This is a genomic window from Novosphingobium sp. BL-S-21 (assembly GCF_055521655.1).
The window spans coordinates 451,315-469,152 of the sequence record NZ_JBVFVP010000003.1 but is presented as its reverse complement, the minus strand read 5'-3'; the positions used below and the strand labels follow the sequence as shown (position 1 = coordinate 469,152).

Annotated in this window: 13 protein-coding genes and 1 pseudogene; 7 read left to right on the top strand and 7 right to left on the bottom strand. The window is 58.1% G+C overall.

The annotated features are described in order from the left end of the window. Positions 1-1,102 precede the first annotated feature (1,102 nt). The gene (locus ACZ1J6_RS24430) at positions 1,103-1,996 is read left to right on the top strand and encodes an SDR family oxidoreductase (protein ID WP_465128324.1); all 894 of its coding nucleotides are present in this window, start codon (positions 1,103-1,105) and stop codon (positions 1,994-1,996) included. Positions 1,997-2,237: 241 nt separating this feature from the next. On the opposite strand, the gene ACZ1J6_RS24425 is transcribed toward ACZ1J6_RS24430, so the two are convergent. Continuing rightward, complete coding sequence (locus ACZ1J6_RS24425) at positions 2,238-5,372, bottom strand: DEAD/DEAH box helicase (protein WP_465128323.1); 3,135 nt, start codon at positions 5,370-5,372, stop codon at positions 2,238-2,240. After that, the gene (locus ACZ1J6_RS24420) at positions 5,369-5,926 is read right to left on the bottom strand and encodes a PRC-barrel domain-containing protein (protein WP_465128852.1); all 558 of its coding nucleotides are present in this window, start codon (positions 5,924-5,926) and stop codon (positions 5,369-5,371) included. Before ACZ1J6_RS24420 ends, ACZ1J6_RS24425 begins: the two co-directional genes overlap by 4 nt. 589 nt (positions 5,927-6,515) lie before the next feature. On the opposite strand from ACZ1J6_RS24420, the gene ACZ1J6_RS24415 reads away from it, so the two are divergent. From ACZ1J6_RS24415 to ACZ1J6_RS24395, 5 genes are all read left to right on the top strand, one after another. Then, positions 6,516-7,043 (top strand): regulatory protein RecX, encoded by a 528-nt coding sequence (locus ACZ1J6_RS24415; protein ID WP_132270522.1) that lies wholly within the window; start codon positions 6,516-6,518, stop codon positions 7,041-7,043. Positions 7,044-7,218: 175 nt separating this feature from the next. Next, positions 7,219-7,410, top strand: coding sequence for a hypothetical protein (locus tag ACZ1J6_RS24410; RefSeq protein WP_132270524.1), 192 nt, complete (start codon positions 7,219-7,221; stop codon positions 7,408-7,410). Positions 7,411-7,915: 505 nt separating this feature from the next. Next, positions 7,916-8,956, top strand: coding sequence for an AI-2E family transporter (locus ACZ1J6_RS24405; protein ID WP_465128322.1), 1,041 nt, complete (start codon positions 7,916-7,918; stop codon positions 8,954-8,956). 398 nt (positions 8,957-9,354) lie between these two features. Then, positions 9,355-11,946 (top strand): GAF domain-containing protein, encoded by a 2,592-nt coding sequence (locus ACZ1J6_RS24400; RefSeq protein ID WP_465128321.1) that lies wholly within the window; start codon positions 9,355-9,357, stop codon positions 11,944-11,946. A gap of 182 nt (positions 11,947-12,128) precedes the next feature. Beyond that, on the top strand, positions 12,129-12,971 hold the full coding sequence (locus ACZ1J6_RS24395; RefSeq protein ID WP_465128320.1) for a type 1 glutamine amidotransferase: 843 nt from the start codon (positions 12,129-12,131) through the stop codon (positions 12,969-12,971). A 246-nt stretch (positions 12,972-13,217) separates the two neighbouring features. Here the strand turns inward: ACZ1J6_RS24395 and ACZ1J6_RS24390 are convergent. From ACZ1J6_RS24390 to ACZ1J6_RS24370, 5 genes and pseudogenes are all read right to left on the bottom strand, one after another. Next, positions 13,218-13,551, bottom strand: a pseudogene (locus tag ACZ1J6_RS24390) (transposase); the annotation flags it as partial. 193 nt (positions 13,552-13,744) lie between these two features. After that, positions 13,745-14,500 carry an SGNH/GDSL hydrolase family protein gene (locus tag ACZ1J6_RS24385; RefSeq protein ID WP_465128851.1) on the bottom strand — a complete coding sequence of 252 codons (756 nt, stop codon included), beginning with the start codon at positions 14,498-14,500 and terminating at the stop codon, positions 13,745-13,747. Positions 14,501-14,925: 425 nt separating this feature from the next. After that, positions 14,926-15,534: a class I SAM-dependent methyltransferase gene (locus tag ACZ1J6_RS24380; RefSeq protein WP_465128319.1), complete on the bottom strand. Its 609-nt coding sequence runs from the start codon at positions 15,532-15,534 to the stop codon at positions 14,926-14,928. A gap of 151 nt (positions 15,535-15,685) precedes the next feature. Then, entirely contained in the window at positions 15,686-16,474 is a 789-nt protein-coding gene (locus tag ACZ1J6_RS24375) for an SDR family oxidoreductase (RefSeq protein ID WP_465128318.1), read from the bottom strand. Next, complete coding sequence (locus ACZ1J6_RS24370) at positions 16,471-16,800, bottom strand: nuclear transport factor 2 family protein (protein WP_465128317.1); 330 nt, start codon at positions 16,798-16,800, stop codon at positions 16,471-16,473. Before ACZ1J6_RS24370 ends, ACZ1J6_RS24375 begins: the two co-directional genes overlap by 4 nt. 96 nt (positions 16,801-16,896) lie before the next feature. On the opposite strand from ACZ1J6_RS24370, the gene ACZ1J6_RS24365 reads away from it, so the two are divergent. Beyond that, positions 16,897-17,802, top strand: a complete 906-nt coding sequence (locus ACZ1J6_RS24365; RefSeq protein WP_465128316.1) for a LysR family transcriptional regulator — start codon at positions 16,897-16,899, stop codon at positions 17,800-17,802. Positions 17,803-17,838 lie beyond the last annotated feature (36 nt).

The window sequence follows — 17,838 nt, the reverse complement described above, 5'->3', positions numbered from 1 at the left end:
ACGGTGAATAACCGCGACTAACCCTCGGAGGTGATAATAATCGCCTTAAATTGTTACTCCTCAGCTATTCACGCGCACCTGCTTCGGGCTTCGGGCTTCGGCTCGTTTGCAATGCTGGCGAAGCGCTGCGGGAACATTCGTTAGCCGCAAAGGTTATAGCGCCAAACGACTATCGGCTCCGAGCGCGCTCGAATTTCGGGAAAATGATTATGAACCGACCTGGAAACTTTCACGGACAACGGCCGATTGCAAACCGCGTTCCGCAAAATATGCTCCGTTCTGCGGTTGTTGCCCTAACTTTTGTTACAGCAGTCTATGTTTTAGCGAATGTGATATACATCGATAGCCATCCCAGCGTAGCAACCGCTCGCTGACAGCAGCGGCCGATCCGCCAAAAGCTTAAAAGCTTGCCGATTTTTTCAGCGTAGAGAAAAAACCAAGCTGATCGCCGACCGGATATTCGATATTGCATTCCGCCGTGTCCGACGCTTGAGGCGGAAATCGATAAAGCCGCCGCTTCAAAGTTGATTTCTGTCGCCAAAGAAAAAACCTCGCAGCTTTCTCGAGGCTGCGAGGTAAAGGTAAGGTTTGTTCGGGACCGTTTCCCGCGGTCGCAGTAGCTTGTAAGGGCAAGACGCGGCTACAACGTATAATAAACGGTCTGCGTACAAGGAACGTTCCTCGGTTGCCAAATTTTTCGCTGCAATCATCGCAGATAAGCTTCGTCGGCCGTGATTTCCGGTTATCGCAGCGCTCAGAAAGAAAGTCAGCTTGGCCGAATAAGAAGATCGGCAACTATAAGTAGCTTCGCAGACTGCAATTTATCGACACATTCTACTTGAGCCGTCGTTCAGGATAAAACGCGCTTTATCGCCTATGGGGTCAGCCTGATCCGCATCCGCTGCGGCTGATCGAGAAAATCTGCGAGCTGTCCCCCGGGGGTCCCAAACCAGCGAGCAGTCTGTGGCCTTTAACGCCTATTTTCAATGGAGGCTTGCCACGGGGACCAGCTCGGTCCCGATTGGAACCAGATCAATCCTTCTCCCTTTGTAGAGTGTGCCCGGCTTTTGATGCCGCGTCATTCCAGCTTACAGGAGAATTCATGGCTGACCGCCTTTCGCTGCAGGACCCTCGCACTCAATATCCGCAGCCTCCATTTCCCGAGCAGCCCCAACCAGCGCCTGGTGCTGCGGCGAAAATGGAGCCCAGGCCCGATCATGGAGAAGAAAGCTATGTGGGCGCGGGCAAACTCAAGGGGCGCAAGGCGCTGATTACCGGAGGCGATTCCGGGATCGGGCGCGCCGCGGCGATAGCCTATGCCCGCGAGGGTGCTGATGTCGCCATCTCTTACCTTCCAAGCGAAGAGAGCGATGCCCAGGAAGTTATAGCGCTTATCAAGGCAGAGGGACGCATCGCAGTTGCTCTTCCCGGCGACATCACTGACGAGGCCTGGAGCAGGCAATTGGTAGCGGAAGCCGTCGAACGTCTGGGAGGGCTGGATGTCCTCGTCATTAACGCTGGGCGGCAACAATTTCGCGAAAGCCTCAGTGAGGTCAGTTCAGAAGACTTCGACAAGACGCTAAAAACTAACCTCTATGCCCTGCACTGGATTTCCCAAGCCGCAGTGCCGCATCTTCCCCCAGGGGCTTCGGTGATTACGACAGCCTCGGTCCAGGCCTATGAACCGTCAGATATTCTGTTGGACTACGCCACCACCAAGGCAGGCATTGTTGCTTATACCAAGGCCCTTGCCAAGCAGCTGATCGAAAAGGGCGTCCGGGCTAATGTCGTGGCGCCGGGACCGTTCTGGACGGTGCTTCAATCCAGCGGCGGGCAACCGCAAGACAAAGTGGCCAAATTTGGAGAGCAAAGCCAATTCGGCCGTCCAGGCCAACCTGTTGAGATTGCGCCTGTCTATGTGCTGCTTGCTTCGCAGGAAGGCAGCTACATTACCGGTGAAGTCTACGGGGTAACCGGCGGAGCCGGAATCGCCTGAATCGAGACGGCCCGGCCGTACCGGCCGGGCCGTTAGTTTTGCTCCAATCAATGGTCTCTGAACGCGTCGCAGCAAATTGGCCGATCAGCATTTATAGCCGCGCCGGTGCGGGTAAGGCGGCGACCAGCGGATCGAGACCAGGGGTAACAAAGGCTATCAATCGGCATGGACCATCTGGCGAACCTAAGCAGGCCGATAGGTCCGCGCGCTCGCGGGCGAGGATAGCCACGCATGGCGAGCATCAATTCTCGTCCTCAAGCAGAGTTTCAAGAACTTCGCGCACTCTGACAAGGCGCGCTGCGTCCGCGATTTGCTCCTTAAGAATCCAGCGGCCATCTTTTTTTGCAAAGCCATGTGCGCAAGGACACGCAGGCCCTGCTGATCTAGGGGTCAACGCCACGGCCGCAGGGCCTGCATCGACCTTCTCGATGCCCGCCGCTCGGGCGAGAATGTTGATTCTTGCGGCTTCTACGAGCCGTTCTGCGTTCGGCGGTAATGGCCCGAACCGGTCTGCAAGTTCCTCCTCCAGCGCATCGACCTCAGCGCCGTCTGTCAGTCGGGCTAGCCTGACATAAAGGCCGAGCCGGATATTTTCATCCGGAATCCACGTTGCTGGTAATCCTCCTGCATCTCCTACGTTCAATTCCGGGTGCCAAAGCCCTGCGTTTTCGCCGCGCGCTTTCCTTAGGGCCGCCTCGAACAGATGCTGATAGAGATCGACACCGATAAGCTTCATATGACCTGCCTGCGCATCGGCCAAAGGATCGCCTGCTCCTCTTTGGTCGAGGTCGGCAGTGCTAATTCCAAAGCCGGAGCCTAGCTGGTCATAAGTGGCCAGAGTGCGTAGCCGTTTCATCGTGCGTTCGGAGATTTCCTGGCTTTCGGTAAGGAGGAAAACCTGGCCGCGGCGGTTCCCGCGGCCTACGCGGCCGCGCAATTGATGAAGCTGAGCCAGACCGAAACGATCGGCATGCCAGACAATCATGGTGTTTGCGCGCGGGACATCCAGTCCCGCCTCGATGATGTTGGTCGCCAGCAAAACATCGCCGCGCCCATCACCAAATCGAACCATTGCATTATCGATCTCGGCGGCTTGCATCTTGCCATGGGCCTGGACCACCTCAAGGCCTGGTACGAGACGGTCGAGGCGATCCGCTAAGGGCGCCAGGTCCTCGATCCGGGGAACCACTACGAAGCTTTGGCCGCCTCTCGACCTTTCCCGTAAAAGCGCGGTTCGAAAGACTGCATCATCGGGTCCCACGAGACTGGTCCGGATCGGCTGACGCTGCGCGGGGGGCGTTGCTATGACCGAAATCTGCTGTAGCCCGATCATTGCACGGTGCAACGTTCTTGGGATCGGGGTTGCGCTCATAGACAGCAGGTGAACCTCGGGATGTCGGCGCAGCTCCCGTTTGGCGGCAGCACCGAAACGCTGTTCCTCGTCAATTATGACGAGCCCAAGCTTGGCGTAATGCACATCCTTGGCCATGACAGCCGCGGTACCGATAACGATGTCGATCGCACCATTTGCAAGCCCGGTCTTGGCGGCCGCTTTTTCCGCCGTGGTCGAAAGACGGGATAATCCGGCAATCTTGATCTTCATCCCCGCAAAGCGCCGCTCGAAAGTCTGAATGTGTTGCCTTACCAATACGGTAGTTGGTGCGGCCAGGATAACCTGAAAGCCGGCAAGGGCCGCCAGTGCCGCTGCCCGCAGTGCCACTTCCGTTTTGCCATAGCCGACATCGCCGATCACGAGCCTGTCCATTGGATGTCCGCTGGCAAGGTCCTCGCGCACCGACTGAATTGCCCGTGCCTGGTCGGCGGTCTCATTGAATGGAAACGTACCAACGAAGCGTTCGTAGGCTGCGCTGTCAGGTTCCATAATTGGTGCCTTCAGTTGTTCTCGCTGCCGAGCCAATTGAAGGAGTTCGCGTGCGCTGGTCGCGACGGCCTCGTCGATGGCTAGGCGGCGCTTCTGCCAGCTAGAGCCATTTAACCTATCGAGTCTCACGGCATCTTTATCTGCCCCGTACCGCCAAAGTCGGCCGGCTTCCTGTGCAGGCACCAACCTACGATCGCCTTGTGCATACTCGAGAACAATGAGTTCTGAGTTTGCTTCGCCCGGCGCAGCCTCCAACCCGAGCACGCGAGCTACGCCGTGATCCTCATGGACAATAAGGTCATCAATCTGGATTTCGCGGCCGCCCAGGGCGGACCCTGATGATTTTCCCTCTTGGTGATCCGGGCTGAGCGCGCGGCTGCCCAAAAGGTCGGCCGCAGCAATCATCACTATATCGCCGAGCACGCCGCCCTGATCGAGAGGGGCTGAAATTGCTGCAATGTTGGCGGGCGGCAATTCGCGCAGTGCGTCTATCTCTTCAATGAGCGCAACTTCAGCATCGAGAACCCGGCCAACCTTGCTTCGCAAGAAACGGATATCCCGTTCCGCCCCGACCAGTAACAGCCGCTTGCTCTCTCTGAGATGGCCTGAGGCAAATTTCTTCAGTGTTTGCAGAGGCGAGCGATGCGCGGCAAAACGCGGGACCGGCGCTGTTTCAGGAAAATCCGAAACTTCCAGCGCCGACGCATTAAGATCCCTTTGCCAGAGGGCTTCGGAGGTTGCATCAAGGTCCTTGCGGCTTGCAGATGCAGCCTCACGCGCCAGGCGGATGAAACGCTCGCGGCGCTTGTTGGCAAGCGCCGAGAAAAAGATCCGGCCGGAAGGAAGATGAGCAATAATAGTTACACGTTTATTGGAAACAGGCTCGGCCGCTCGCCCGATCGCGAGAACTTCGCAAGTCCCTTCTGAGAGCTGGGTAGCCGGATCGTAACGCCTGATGCATGCGATACGCCCATCGGCCACATCTATCCTGGCGGGATGGCCGGCGTCGGCAGGGTAGATGTCGATAACGTTTCCTCGAACGGCCACTTCACCGGGTTCATCGACGCGGTCATCGGTCACATAACCTAGCGCCTCCATTTCCAAGGCAAATGCCGCAGGGTCGAGCGGATCACCTATTGAAAGAAGGGGAGGGGCCTCCTCGAAGACACGAGGCTCGGCATACAGCCTTGCTGCGGCCTCGCCGCTCATCACAGTGACTAGATGGGATCGCTCGCGCAGCTGCGAGATGCGGCGCAACGTGCTCAGCGCCGAAACACGGCGACCGATATTGGCTGGTGAGGCAGGTGCGCTATCGCCCGGGAGAGTGTCGCTGGACGGTAAGTGGATAACATGAGCTTTTGGCATGAGGGCGGCCAGCGCTCCGGCGATAGTTTGTGCTTGTTGCTCATCGTCCGCGAGATAAACCAGATCTCCCGCTCGCAGCTGTTCGACCAAGGCCAGGACAGTCTCACCGGTGCTCTTTGCATCGTTCATGACGCTGCGGCCCCTTTGGTTTCACCCGGGTATGCGGGCCATTCTCCATCGCTCAACGCGGGTAGATTTTCGTAGAAGGCGCGCGAATTGCGAACGATCAGCCGGTCACAGGCGAAAGTAAGGTCTGCACGGGCTACGGCACGCAGATCCTCGCCGATACCGCCTATCCCGTTCGACGAGACCACGACATAGCTGATATTCCCGTCATTGCAGGTGATCAGTGCCTCGACCGCTTTGCCGAGCCGATCGCCAGTCTCGTCTTCGACCGGCATTCCTGAAATCCCGGTGGCCATGAACAGCGTTGGTGCCGCGGAGCGGCGGCTCGCCTCGGAGGCCGACTTACCACCGTCTTCATATGCGCGCTGTTTGCCCAACCAGCGCCAGATACCGATAAGATTGATCAAGGTTAGAAAACCGTTGGTGGCCAGGAGATTGGTCTGGCCCGTTGAAAGCCCCACGATGGACCAGGCAATCGAGCCTACAGTGAAGACAACGAAGCCCCAGCCCGTAATGCGCGCGCCCAGGTTTGCCGCCGTCATCATCGCCGCTATCATGGTGGCCACTGGCGCGATCCAACCGGCTGCAATTTCCAATTCAACTTCCTTGTCTAAGCGTTGAGTGACCAGAACGCGCAGCAGCCCACTTTGGTGGCCTTGCGGCGAACAACTTCTCCCGGGTGTGCCCAGCGATACAAAACAATCACGCCGGATCTATCGAGAGTATGCGGAAGCCATCGCCGCCTTTCATCCCAGAGCGTTCTAAGTGCTTGCTGCTGTCTTCAGTATGTCATCATAGGCAGCACAGGCCCCAGGCGAATGGGGGACTGGGCGGCATCCCGCTATCGCCCGGCATGATCTTGCAGATTGCTGATCGAATGAGGCGGTTTGGATGAAGGCTCCGCCTCTGCGTTGCATAGCATTGCGCAGTTCGATGCCGTCAGGAAAGGCAGCTTCATCTTAAGGGGCGTACCCATCAGGGTAGATCGAGATCGGTGCTCTGCGGCTTACTTTCCGTAAGCGATCTTCAAAGTGTCACCTATGGCACTTTACCAGCGCTTTGCCGGTAAAGTGCCATAGGTGGAAAATATACGCCTGACAAAATAAGGGGATTCACCTTACGCCACGTTCGCGCTAGATTCGTGATATGTTCTATCAACTCGATCTGTTCGCTCCGCAGCCAGCCAAGGAAAAGAGGCTGGACATGCCGGCCGTCGTCGACAAGATCATGGCCGTTTCGCCGCGTCCTCGCTATACCTTGCTTGTACTCAATCTGCTCGCGAAGGCGGCAAATCCCAATGGAGTCGCCGGCCCGTACATCTTCGAAGAAGGGCAGGCGGTGCCGGTACGAGACTGGTTGGGACGCGCTCTGATTCCGATGGCGCGGCGACATCATCGCCGGCAGGACATTCGGCGCAAGATCCTGGATGAAATGAAGAAGAAGGCGCCTTTACCTGCCGATCAGGCCGAGCTTGACCAAATTCTGGACGCTCAAGTTCAAGATCGTTTGCAACAGTCCGCTCGTTGCGGAGTTAGCCGAGCCGTCTCCGATCTGGTTCGGGCAGGATTGGTACATCGGCACTATCAGGGCTACCATGTCGACCACGAGAATCGCGGCGCCCAAAGGGAAGCTGTTTACACGCTTCTGCCGGGTGTTCGCGCAGCCTTGATTTAGCGGATAGAGCTTCCACCATTTTTTGGGACCGCACTTACGTTCGCGTCAATTGTCGCAGTAGGGATCTACAGCGGGTTCAAATTGTCTGCGCTCTACGTGGAACCTCCTCAGACCGTCGTCGTTTGCACGTCGGCTGCGATGTTTCACAGGCACGTGCTCGCAGCCACCCCTTTTCTTGAAGGCTCTGCTGGAGTTGTCAGCGTGGCGGTTGCCGACCGCCATCCTGCGCAAATCGCCCATTCCTTGGTTCTGGCTGTCACAAGCCATGCCCGCCGCTTCAAAAAATCATTTCTTTAGCCCTGATCTGGGCTGTAAGCCCGCCCGCAAGCTCGACGAAGGTGCCCAGGCTTCCCCACTGCAAACATGATGTGAGCTGAGCTTGCCTGAGAGAGAAGCGAACGATACTTCGTTCGCTTTCACGCAATTGGTCCGTTCTGAATTTCAATGTGTTGCTAACGGAACTTTCAATCCGTTCGGCCGCTCCAGCACGAAGTTGCACAGGAGCGATTTTTTTATGAAAACCAAATTTGTAAGTGGGCTCGTCATGATTCTTGCTGCAGGCGCTGGCCTAGGAGGATGTTCCCATGGGGCGACCCGCGGCGGATTGATCGGGGGTACCGGGGGCGCGGTTGTCGGTAGCGCGACCGGATTGGGCACGGCCGAAGGCGCTGTGATCGGCGGCACGGCAGGTGCCGTGATCGGCGATAAGTAGAAATTGTAAAAAAGGCAGGGCGGCTGGGGCTTAGCTCCCGGTCGTCCGCGCCGGCATTTGGAAAAATTCCGAAATGTGACCGGCTAGAAAAACTTCGGGCGGTCGTGATGCTTAGCCAGGCCGGTGAGCAACTGGAGCAAAGGAAATACGCTTGGAGCCAATGACGGTGCGCGACGAGGGGAAATACTGGACATTAGGGCGGATCGCACTTGCCACTGTTGTAGTAGCTGCGATATTTGGCGTTTTCCTTTTACTGGTCAAACTTTCCAGCTTTCTCCTGCTGCTTTTTGCAGCCGCCGTACTGGGCGTCGTTTTCGATGCGATTGCGCGTGCCATATGCTCTCTCGTGCCCGTGGGGCGAACGCTAGGGCTGGGAACTGCCGTTATTCTCCTACTCGGGATCTTCATTGGTGCGCTCATTCTATTCGGCGCTCAGCTGACAAGTCAGTTCGACATGATCCGTCAGAACCTGCCAAACGGCATCGAGCAACTCCAGGCTTTCCTCAGTCGGGCCGGGCTGGGCGATGCTGCCAATGGCATCCTCGAAGGGGGGAAGGGTGCCTTCTCTGGCGTCGTATCCAAGATCGGGACTTACATGTTGGCGATTGGAAACGGGCTGACCAACCTGGTCCTCGTGATCTTCGGCGCAATATTTTTCGCAGCAGACCCAGGCCTCTATAGACGCGGTCTGCTTTTGCTCGTCCCGCAAGGCGGGGTAAAGGTTGCAGGGGCCTCCCTTGATGACGTCAGGCGCGGCTTGAACGGTTGGATGAAAGGGCAGGCCATCTCTTCCGTCGTGGTTGCTTCCCTGACGGCGGCAGGACTTGCGCTCCTGGGCGTGCCTTCCGCGGGTGGCTTGGGGGTTATCGCTGGATTGCTTGACGTAATTCCGATGGTGGGGCCGGTTATTTCAGGAGTGCCGGCAGTTCTGCTGGCCTTCACGAAATCGCCCGCTACTGCGCTCTGGACGGTCGTTCTATTCCTAGTAGTGCAGCAACTTCAGGGCAATTTCTTACAGCCCATGATACAAAAGCAGGCGGTTGATGTTCCACCTGCGGTATTGCTCTTTACGGTCCTGGCGGCTGGCATGTTGTTTGGTTTGCTTGGGGTTCTTCTGGCGGCTCCTTTAACCATTACAATCTTTGTCCTGGTTAAGCGGATCTATGTGAAGACCATCCTTGGAAAAAACATCGAAGTTTGAAAGCATTGACCGTTTCTTGACAGTGTTTCCCTTCAGGGAGATCATAACGAAATTGCGAAAAGAAGGGTGCCCGACAATCTTCTGCTAAATCCGGCGGGCGATGTCGATCGACATTGGGGCTTGCAAAATAGCGGGCCCGTCAAACAGGACGGTTTGCCTCTCAGGCTGGCACCGCGGGACCGGGAAAGGGGAGTGGCTTGCTGTATCATGGCAATCCAGGGTGCCCTGCAAGCAACCGATATTCCTGGAAGGTGATATCCCGAACGAGGGTCCCGCAACCGCAGGCGAGCTAAAGCGTTTCGGGTTACTCGATCTTGTCATCAGACCCGCACTTCGGATGTTACATTGTTTTACCTCGGAATTCCTATCGGCACGGCGCTTAGCGTGCGAATATCGCTGTGAGCGACAGGCAGGTGCCCTTAGAATGGGACGAAGAAGCGCGGATTGACGCTCTCCTCGAGGCCGAGGTGCTTGATACGGCTCCCGAAATTGCATTCGACGAGATCGTATGGCTTGCCAAGACACTATGCTCGGCGCCTATCGCGCTCGTCAGTCTCGTTGATACAGAACGTCAATGGTTTAAAGCGCGTGTCGGTGTGACTGTGTCGGAAACGCCCATCGCGACCTCCGTGTGCGCGCTCGCTATTCGTCATTCGGGGGTTTTCGAGGTCCCGGATCTTTCTTGCGATCCGAGAACGTCGGCCTTCTCACTCGTCACTGAGGCACCACAAATCCGGTTCTATGCGGGGGTCCCTCTTGTCGGCGAGAACGGTATGCCGCTGGGGACGTTGTGCGTCATTGACACAGTTCCCAGACCCGGCGGCCTGACCGAAGAGCAGCGCCGGGGACTGACTATCCTTGCTCAACAAATCATGGCTTTGATTGAGCGGCGCCTCCTCCAGCGCAAGCGCGATGCGATGCTCGTGGCGGCTCGTTCCGTCGGCACGTGGGACTGGTCTGTGGACGATGATCTCGTGGTGTCTGATGCCGGCTTCGCTCGCCTGTACGGCGTTGATCTCGGGCGCGCTTCACGCGGCGCACCGATCAGCGAGTTTTTTGCGAACATCCATCCCGATGACCGTCCGCGGATTACCGCGCAGATCGATAAGGCGGTAGAGACCTCAGCTCCGTTTTCGGCAGAATATCGCCTCGTTCAGCCCGATGGTTCATTTCGATGGGTTGCCGCAGAGGGTCAGTGCACCGTATCAGATAACGGTGAACGGCATTTTCCGGGCGTAAGCTTCGATATTACCGAGCGACGCAGCGCAGAAGCACGACAGGCAGCCCTTCTCGAATTGAGCGATCGGCTGCGCGATATGGACGACCCGTCCGATATTGCATTTGCCGCTTCCGAAATATTGGGTCGTACGCTTGGCGTGAGCCGAGCCGGATATGGCACAATCGACCCTGTCAAAGAGACGATCACAGTAGAACGCGACTGGAACGCCCCGGGCGTCAAAACGATCGCCGGTACACTGCACTTTCGCGAGCATGGCAGCTACATCGAGGACCTGAAGCGGGGCGAAACCGTGATGTGTGTCGATGCCGATGTCGATGAACGAACGAGAGCCACCGCAGATGTGCTGAAAGCTATTACTGCGCACTCCTTCATCAACATGCCGCTGCAGGAGAACGGCGCGTTTGTCGCGTTGATCTACGTGAACAATGCGACGCCGCGGGTATGGCTGGCCGAAGAACAGGAGTTCATGCGGGAAATTGCCGCGCGAACTCGCAGCGCTACCGAACGTCGCCGAGCCGAACATGATCTTGCAAAACTCACGGCTTCGCTCGAGGAGCAGGTCGAAGAGCGTACCGCGAGCCTCATGGCTGCCGAGGAGCAATTACGGCAGGCGCAGAAAATGGAGGCAGTTGGACAGCTCACCGGTGGTCTTGCGCATGATTTCAACAACATGCTGGCTGGGGTGGTCGGGTCTTTGGAAATGCTTCAAATCCGCATCGCGCAGGGGCGGATCAGCGAACTTGAGAAATATGTGACGGCGGCTCAGGGAGCATCGCGCCGAGCGGCTGCTTTGACGCACCGCCTGCTGGCCTTTTCGCGGCGCCAGACGCTCGATCCCAAACCAACGGACGTAAATCGCCTGATAGCGGGTATAGAAGATCTGGTTCGCCGGACAGTCGGGCCTGGAATACAAGTCGAGGTCGTGGGTGCCGGCGGATTGTGGTCGACGCTGGTCGACCCTAATCAACTCGAGAATGCGCTTCTCAATCTGTGCCTCAACGCTCGCGATGCGATGCCTGGTGGCGGACGCATAACCATCGAGACGGCGAACAAGTGGCTAGACGCCCGGACGGGCCGTGAGCGCGATCTCCCTGAGGGACAATATGTCTCGCTCTGCGTCACCGATACCGGAACTGGCATGACTTCGGAAACGATCAAGCGCGCGTTCGATCCGTTTTTCACCACCAAGCCGATTGGCGAGGGGACTGGTCTGGGGCTGTCGATGATCTACGGCTTCGCTCGACAATCCGGCGGGCAGGTTCGCATTTATAGCGAACTCGGCATGGGCACAACGTTATGCCTCTATCTGCCGCGCCATTACGGCGATGCGCTTGGGGAAGAGGTTTCGCATGTAATCAATGATCTGCCAAGCACGGGAAAGCGTAGCGTGCTGGTTGTCGACGACGAGCCGACCATCCGGATGTTGGTGTGCGAACTGCTCGAAGATATGGATCATGCGGCGCTGGAGGCCTGCGACGGGCCTTCAGCGCTGGCTGTGCTTAATTCCGACACGCATATCGATCTGCTCATCACAGACGTGGGCTTGCCGGGCGGCCTTAATGGAAAGCAGATTGCCGATGCGGCGCGCGCTAGGCGGCCTGGCCTCAAGGTGATTTTCATCACCGGGTTTGCGGAGAATGCGGTCGTGGGCAATGAACAGCTTGAGCCTGGTGTGCGGCTCGTCACCAAGCCTTTCGCGGTGGACCTTATTAAACATCATATTACCGACCTGCTGAGCCTCGACGGATGATCTTTTTTTAATCTGGAGAAAAGTGCAAACTGTTCCAGCACCCCTATTCCTCCGTTCGATTATGCGCATACGCTTCGCTCATTTATCGCCGCCTGACTAAAGCAACTCCAAATTTTCTGTCAGTTACGTGATCTGAGAAACTACCCCAAACGTTTGACTCCGCTCGCCTCAGAAAGATTTTGATGCCTTCATACTTGGTTGCCCAAAGTGAACTTCCCGATGAACGCGAGAAGCGCCGCGAAAGGGCCGGAAAGAGCGCAGGGGAAACATACAAGGCAACACTGAAGCAGCTTCGGCCAGCAGCCAGAATAGACATCGCATCTCCCGCAGACGCGGATTCCCGGCGATTTAAACCGATCGACCTGGCAAAATATGATGCCGTGTTTCTGACTGGTTCTCCTATGCATGTCTATCGTGAGACAGCCGAGGTAGATCGCCAGCTTGATTTCATGCGCGCCGTTTTCGCGTCCGGAGTTCCTTCATTCGGTTCCTGCGCGGGCCTACAGGTCGCGACGGCCGCAGCGGGCGGAAAAGTGCGCCGAATGCCTAGGCGCATGGAAGCGGGTATCGCGCGTCGCATCAGTGCGACCGAAGCGGGCCGAAATCATCCCCTTCTTGCTGGCCGCCCCGGTAGCTGGGATGCGCCGGCTATCCATGGTGATGAAGTGGAATTGTTGCCAGATGGCGCTATATTGCTGGCCTCGAACGGAATGACGCAAATCCAGGCCGCCGAGATAAGGTATGATCGAGGCATCTTCTGGGGGGTGCAGTATCACCCGGAGCTAGCTTTGAGAGAGATAGCAATTGCGCTTCGGGCGCAAGCTAGCGATCTGGTAGAGGCTGGTCTTGCCAGCACAGACCAGCAAGTTTTCTCGCGAGCCGACGAGATAGAGGCACTTCACGAAGATCCCGAGGACCAAACGCTTCAGTGGCGTATCGGTATCGATGGTGAGTTCGCGCATGAACAACAACGCCGACGTGAGATCGTCAATTTTCTAGGCTACGCTCCGCACTTGCGGCGGTAGAGGCCTCTGGGTTAAGCGCAATGGCATAAATACCCATTAGACCTGTCCTCAGCCATCGCCGTCAGGTCGAGCATTTACGGAGAGCGGTTTGCGCCGCTTGATCCGTCCGCGCTAAGACAAGGCGGCGGCGGAGAGGCGCTGTCCGGTTATGTCATTGGCGGGATCGGCGAGCGTTCCAAGGCCGCCGAAGAGCCACATTGCTTGGAGGACCGCGGCGTAAATGCCGATCCCGACACCGGAATCGTCAGCCTGCTCGGACTGCGGCTCGCTGGGCGCGAGAATATCGAGGAGGTGACGGGCCAAGGCAAGCGAGGTCTTGCGCGCGGAGCCGGCAAGCAGGCCGTAGTGGCGATGCGATGGAAGCCCCGAGGCAGGACGTGGGTCAGGAACTGCCGGATAAACTCGTGGGTCTCGTGCGTCATCGCGCGCTGACGGTCGGCACCGTCGCGGCGGTAATCCTTGACGCGGAAGGTCACCCCATTCTCGTTGAAGGCGATGAGGTGGGCTTCGAGATGGCGACGCGGTGGGTGTAGCGCGCGAGATAGGCGAGCACCGCTTCGGGACCGGCGAAAGGACGACGCACTCAAACCCCGGGTAACACTACGCTACCTCACTCCAAGCGACAATCACCCGAAGCGGAGGCGTGCTCTGGTCCGGATCGGCCGTAGCGGCTCGACCGGTTTGGAACTGGATTGCGGGGATTGCGTTTCTGTACAGTTTTGGAAATGCAGATGCGGAGTCGACAGTGCGGCGCTGGACCTCCCCGCAAGCGACTATGGTGTTCCAGGAGCGGTGACAAGCCGCTGCATTAGCACGTCAGCAATAGCGGTCATGCCGCTTTTATTGGGATGATAGGGTACGAAACCCGGTGCCGATCTCTCCGTCGGGAAACCCGTAACCCATGGATCGCGGCTGCAGGCACTGTGGTGGGCTGACAATGTCGATGCCTGGATCACGTCGGCCTTAGTTTCTGCTGCCACACGTTCGGTGAGCCGCGCAAGCCTTTGCGCGACCGCCCTAATGCTCCGGGCCTTATCCAGCTTCATAGGAGCGTTACCGCATGTCCCCATTGCAGGCAGGACAGACAGATAATCCACGAAAACCAGTCTTGCGGTAGGCGACCGGCGATGAACTTCAGCAGCGATCTCTCGCATACCGACCTCAACCTTTCTCCATGCATCAGCCCCTGCCGGGGGCGAGGGGCATTGGAAGTTGCGCGATGCGGCAGGCAATGGAGCCGTAGTGCAGGAGGCAGACCACAGCATTGCGAAATAACCGACATCATTACCACCGATTGTCGCCGTGACTAGCTTGGTGTCGACAGTCAGTGCTTCGATCTGAGGTGGCAGTTCTTTCCACGGCCCGAGGACATGTTCGGTTGTAGCACCGCTACAACTCACATCGAAGAGCCGCAAATTTAGCTTTCGAGCCAGGATATGCGCGTAGTTGTCCGTCGACCGGGCGCACCGGTTCTGCGGCTCATCCGCTGAAGTCGTGATGCCAGGCCCAGCGGCGTAAGAACTCCCCAACGCAATATAAATTGATGCTGGCGCGATCGGACTGACGTGCGGGGAACGCGGTGTTGCACAGGCGGCGATGCTCAATAAAATGAGCAGGCAGCCGAAATGCCATTTCAAATCGCGCAAGTGTTCAGTCCTTCCGATGCCATGCCCAATCCAAGGCTTGCGAAGGGCCTACCAGCGGCCCTCAATCTTTGAAGATTGAATTTTTGAATGACCGAAGTGCGGTATGACCGCACTTGACGAACTAGCTGCTATCGGGATCCCACATCATTGACCTGAGCAGTGGAATGGCGCGTATGCGTGGACGGAAGGGCGCTTTTATTCGCGGACGGCGGCACCTGATAGGTTACTATCGAGCGCGGCGCTCACGCGGGGTAGCGCAAACGGGTGGCGAGCGCAGCGGCCGGCACGGCCAGGGCTGCCGCTCCTAATCAGATGTTTTTTTGGGCCAGCCAAATGGTGCGGTCGCCACACGCTGCATCTTTTGCGGCGTGCGCGATGACTGAAAAGCCAGCGTTGGCAAGCAAGCTTCGGTATTCCTCAGGATCGAGGCTGCCATGATAGAGAAGGGCGCCCTCCAGTTCGCCAATCGCCTCGCCTTCGGCATCTCCGCTGGTAAACATCAGGACGGCTCCCCGGGCGGCATGTGCCTGGAAGCGCGGGATCATGTCTCGCTGTTCCTTGGGTGAGAGATGGAAGAAACTGTCCCACGCGAGCAGTCCGGCGAACCGTTGCTCAAGGGCGAGGTGTCGCATATCGGCAAGTTGCGCTGTGACCCCTGGAAAATTACGCTGGAATTGTGCCAGCATCGTCGGCGTGCCGTCCACGCCAGTGATGTCAAAACCGCGCCGGATCAACTCGCGTGCGAGCGGCACGCCAGAACCGCATCCTATGTCGAGCACCGCTGCCCCGGCAGGGAGTCGTGCACAGAAGCGATCAAGCCATGACGTCTCGACTAAAGTATCACTCCGCAGCCTCGCCCAGGCCACACCGTGGCGCTGATAGACATCGATTACGGAATCTTCAGCGCCGCTGGTCATGCTCTTCTCCCGCGAACAGCATACCTTTAGTTTCTAGCCACCGCTACCAGACAGCATGCGATGTGGCTTGAATGAGCCAACTGGCGGAGCGGGACGAAGGTCGTTCAGTCTGTCCCAACAGGCTTCCGTGGGCGAGCGGCGAATGGCACCGTTAGACAGTGCGGATGGTTCCGCCATCGATCACGAACTCCGCGCCGTGGATCGCTGAAGCACGGTCTGCGGCGAGATAGGCGATGAGGTCGGCCACCTCTTCGGGTTGGGCTCCCCGTCCAATCGAGATCCCGCCCAACGTGTCGAGCACGGACTGGCGCGCGTCCTCGATCGTTCCGCCATTTGCAGTCCGAAGCATTTCAAGGAAGTCTCCGGTGGCCTCCGTCATGATCCAGCCGGGCGAGACGGCGTTGACCCGCACACCTTTAGGGCCAAGCTCCTTCGAGATCGATTTGCTGTAGGTCCTCAGCGCGGACTTGGCGGCCGCATAGCCAGTAGTAGATTCGGGCAGCGGCAAGACGGACTGGATCGAAGTGATGTGAACCACGACGCCCTCGCCCCGTTCAAGCATCTGCGGGATCAGCAGCCGATCGAGTCGGACCGTCGCCAGCAGATTGAGGTTTAGCTCTGCGAGCCAGTGATCGTTCGTCAGCGCGGCAAAGCCACCCGCTGGCGAGGCCGAACCGCCGATGACATGTACGAGAATGTCGATGCCTCCCAGCCGCTCGATCGCCGTTTGGGCCGCCGCTTCGCCACCCTCCGCAGTCGTCAGGTCCGCCTGCACATAGTCGACCCCTTCAATGGGATCCTTGTTCGTACGGGCGGCGGTGACGACCCGGGCTCCGCCGGCCAGGAAGCGCTCGACCGTTGCTCTGCCCAGCCCCTTGGTCCCACCGCTGACGAGCACGCGCTTGCCGGCGAACTCTGTGGAATCTGCCTTGATGCTCATATTGTAACCTCCAAGGTTTTGATGGCGCCGTGCGCTAGCGTGAATCGATAGGTGAAGCGGAGCGGGCTGCCCGGGAAGTCACCTTGAGCGGGGCCTTCGACGATGACATCCCCGTCTCCTTCTCGGACGGTATCGGGCATGAAGATCGCCTTCGCCGGGAGCACTTCTTCCTCGAGCAGTTGGCGGATTGCCGCCTGTCCATCGAAATGATTGCCGTTGTCGATGAAGACGGCGTCGGGCTGGAAGGGTTTCAACATGCCTTCGATATCGAGACGGGCGTTTGCCTCGACATAGTCGGCGATCGGCTTGGGTAAGTTCATAGACATGCTCATCTCCTCGACGGTGATGAGACCTGTTTAGCGATGGACTTTTCGCCTGATAATCGAGACAAATCGGCATGCAGTATCACGGGGATCGGGATAATGAGTCGCCAGTCGCTGATCGAGCTCGAGGCTGTTATCGCGATAGTGCGATGCGGCTCGTTTCGAGCAGCAGCACTTGACCTTGGCATGTCGACCACCGCCATTAGCAATGCTGTGGGGAAGCTCGAACGGGACCTAGCCGTACGATTATTCAATCGCACCACGCGCAGCGTGTCGCTCACTCATGCGGGGCGGATCTTTGTCGCGCAGATCAAACCAGCGTTCGAAGGCATCCAGAAGGCGATGGATACGGCGCGGTCGCAACAGGAGACACCATCCGGAACCTTGCGCATCAATGCGTTCGCAACGGCCGCGCGGGAGATCATGGTGCCGCTGGTTCTGACCTATATGCAGCGCTACCCGCAGGTTCATATCGACTTAGTCACCGAGGGGCGACTGGTCGACGTCGTGGCGGCGGGGTTTGATCTGGGTGTGCGACGTGCGGATCTGGTGCCCAGCGACGCGATCGCTATACCACTGGGTCAGATGCAACGTATCGCGGTTGTCGCCTCTCCTGACTTTTTTAAAGACAGAGCGATTCCCCAAATGCCGCTGGAATTGCTTGCGTACCCCTGCGTTCGCGGGCGGCTTCCCAATGGCGCTTTGCTCCGATGGCGGTTCGAGAAGGACGGCGAATCACTTCAGCTCGACGTCGAGGGGCCGATGACGCTCGACGAGGCCTTCCTGACGCGCATTGCTGTCACGAATGGCGTCGGCATCGGCTATCTCATGGAACCCGATGTCCGTGAAGACATCGCTGCGGGTCGGCTTGTGCGCATTCTTGAAGACTGGACGCCTACGCTTGCGCCCTTTTGCCTCTACTATTCCAACCGGCGCAATTCGTCCGCGGCTTTCCAGGCCTTTATTGCGCTCGCGCGCGACTTCGCTGCCGGACGGCTCACGTAGTCAGAAGCCGGTACCAGCACGTCAGCCACGCTGCAG

Coding starts and splice junctions, on each gene's coding strand:
- ACZ1J6_RS24430 (WP_465128324.1), top strand. CDS start 1,103: ATGGCTGACCGCCTTTCGCTGCAGGACCCTCGCACTCAATATCCGCAG.
- ACZ1J6_RS24425 (WP_465128323.1), bottom strand. CDS start 5,372: ATGAACGATGCAAAGAGCACCGGTGAGACTGTCCTGGCCTTGGTCGAA.
- ACZ1J6_RS24420 (WP_465128852.1), bottom strand. CDS start 5,926: ATGATAGCGGCGATGATGACGGCGGCAAACCTGGGCGCGCGCATTACG.
- ACZ1J6_RS24415 (WP_132270522.1), top strand. CDS start 6,516: ATGTTCTATCAACTCGATCTGTTCGCTCCGCAGCCAGCCAAGGAAAAG.
- ACZ1J6_RS24405 (WP_465128322.1), top strand. CDS start 7,916: ATGACGGTGCGCGACGAGGGGAAATACTGGACATTAGGGCGGATCGCA.
- ACZ1J6_RS24395 (WP_465128320.1), top strand. CDS start 12,129: ATGCCTTCATACTTGGTTGCCCAAAGTGAACTTCCCGATGAACGCGAG.
- ACZ1J6_RS24380 (WP_465128319.1), bottom strand. CDS start 15,534: ATGACCAGCGGCGCTGAAGATTCCGTAATCGATGTCTATCAGCGCCAC.
- ACZ1J6_RS24375 (WP_465128318.1), bottom strand. CDS start 16,474: ATGAGCATCAAGGCAGATTCCACAGAGTTCGCCGGCAAGCGCGTGCTC.
- ACZ1J6_RS24370 (WP_465128317.1), bottom strand. CDS start 16,800: ATGTCTATGAACTTACCCAAGCCGATCGCCGACTATGTCGAGGCAAAC.
- ACZ1J6_RS24365 (WP_465128316.1), top strand. CDS start 16,897: ATGAGTCGCCAGTCGCTGATCGAGCTCGAGGCTGTTATCGCGATAGTG.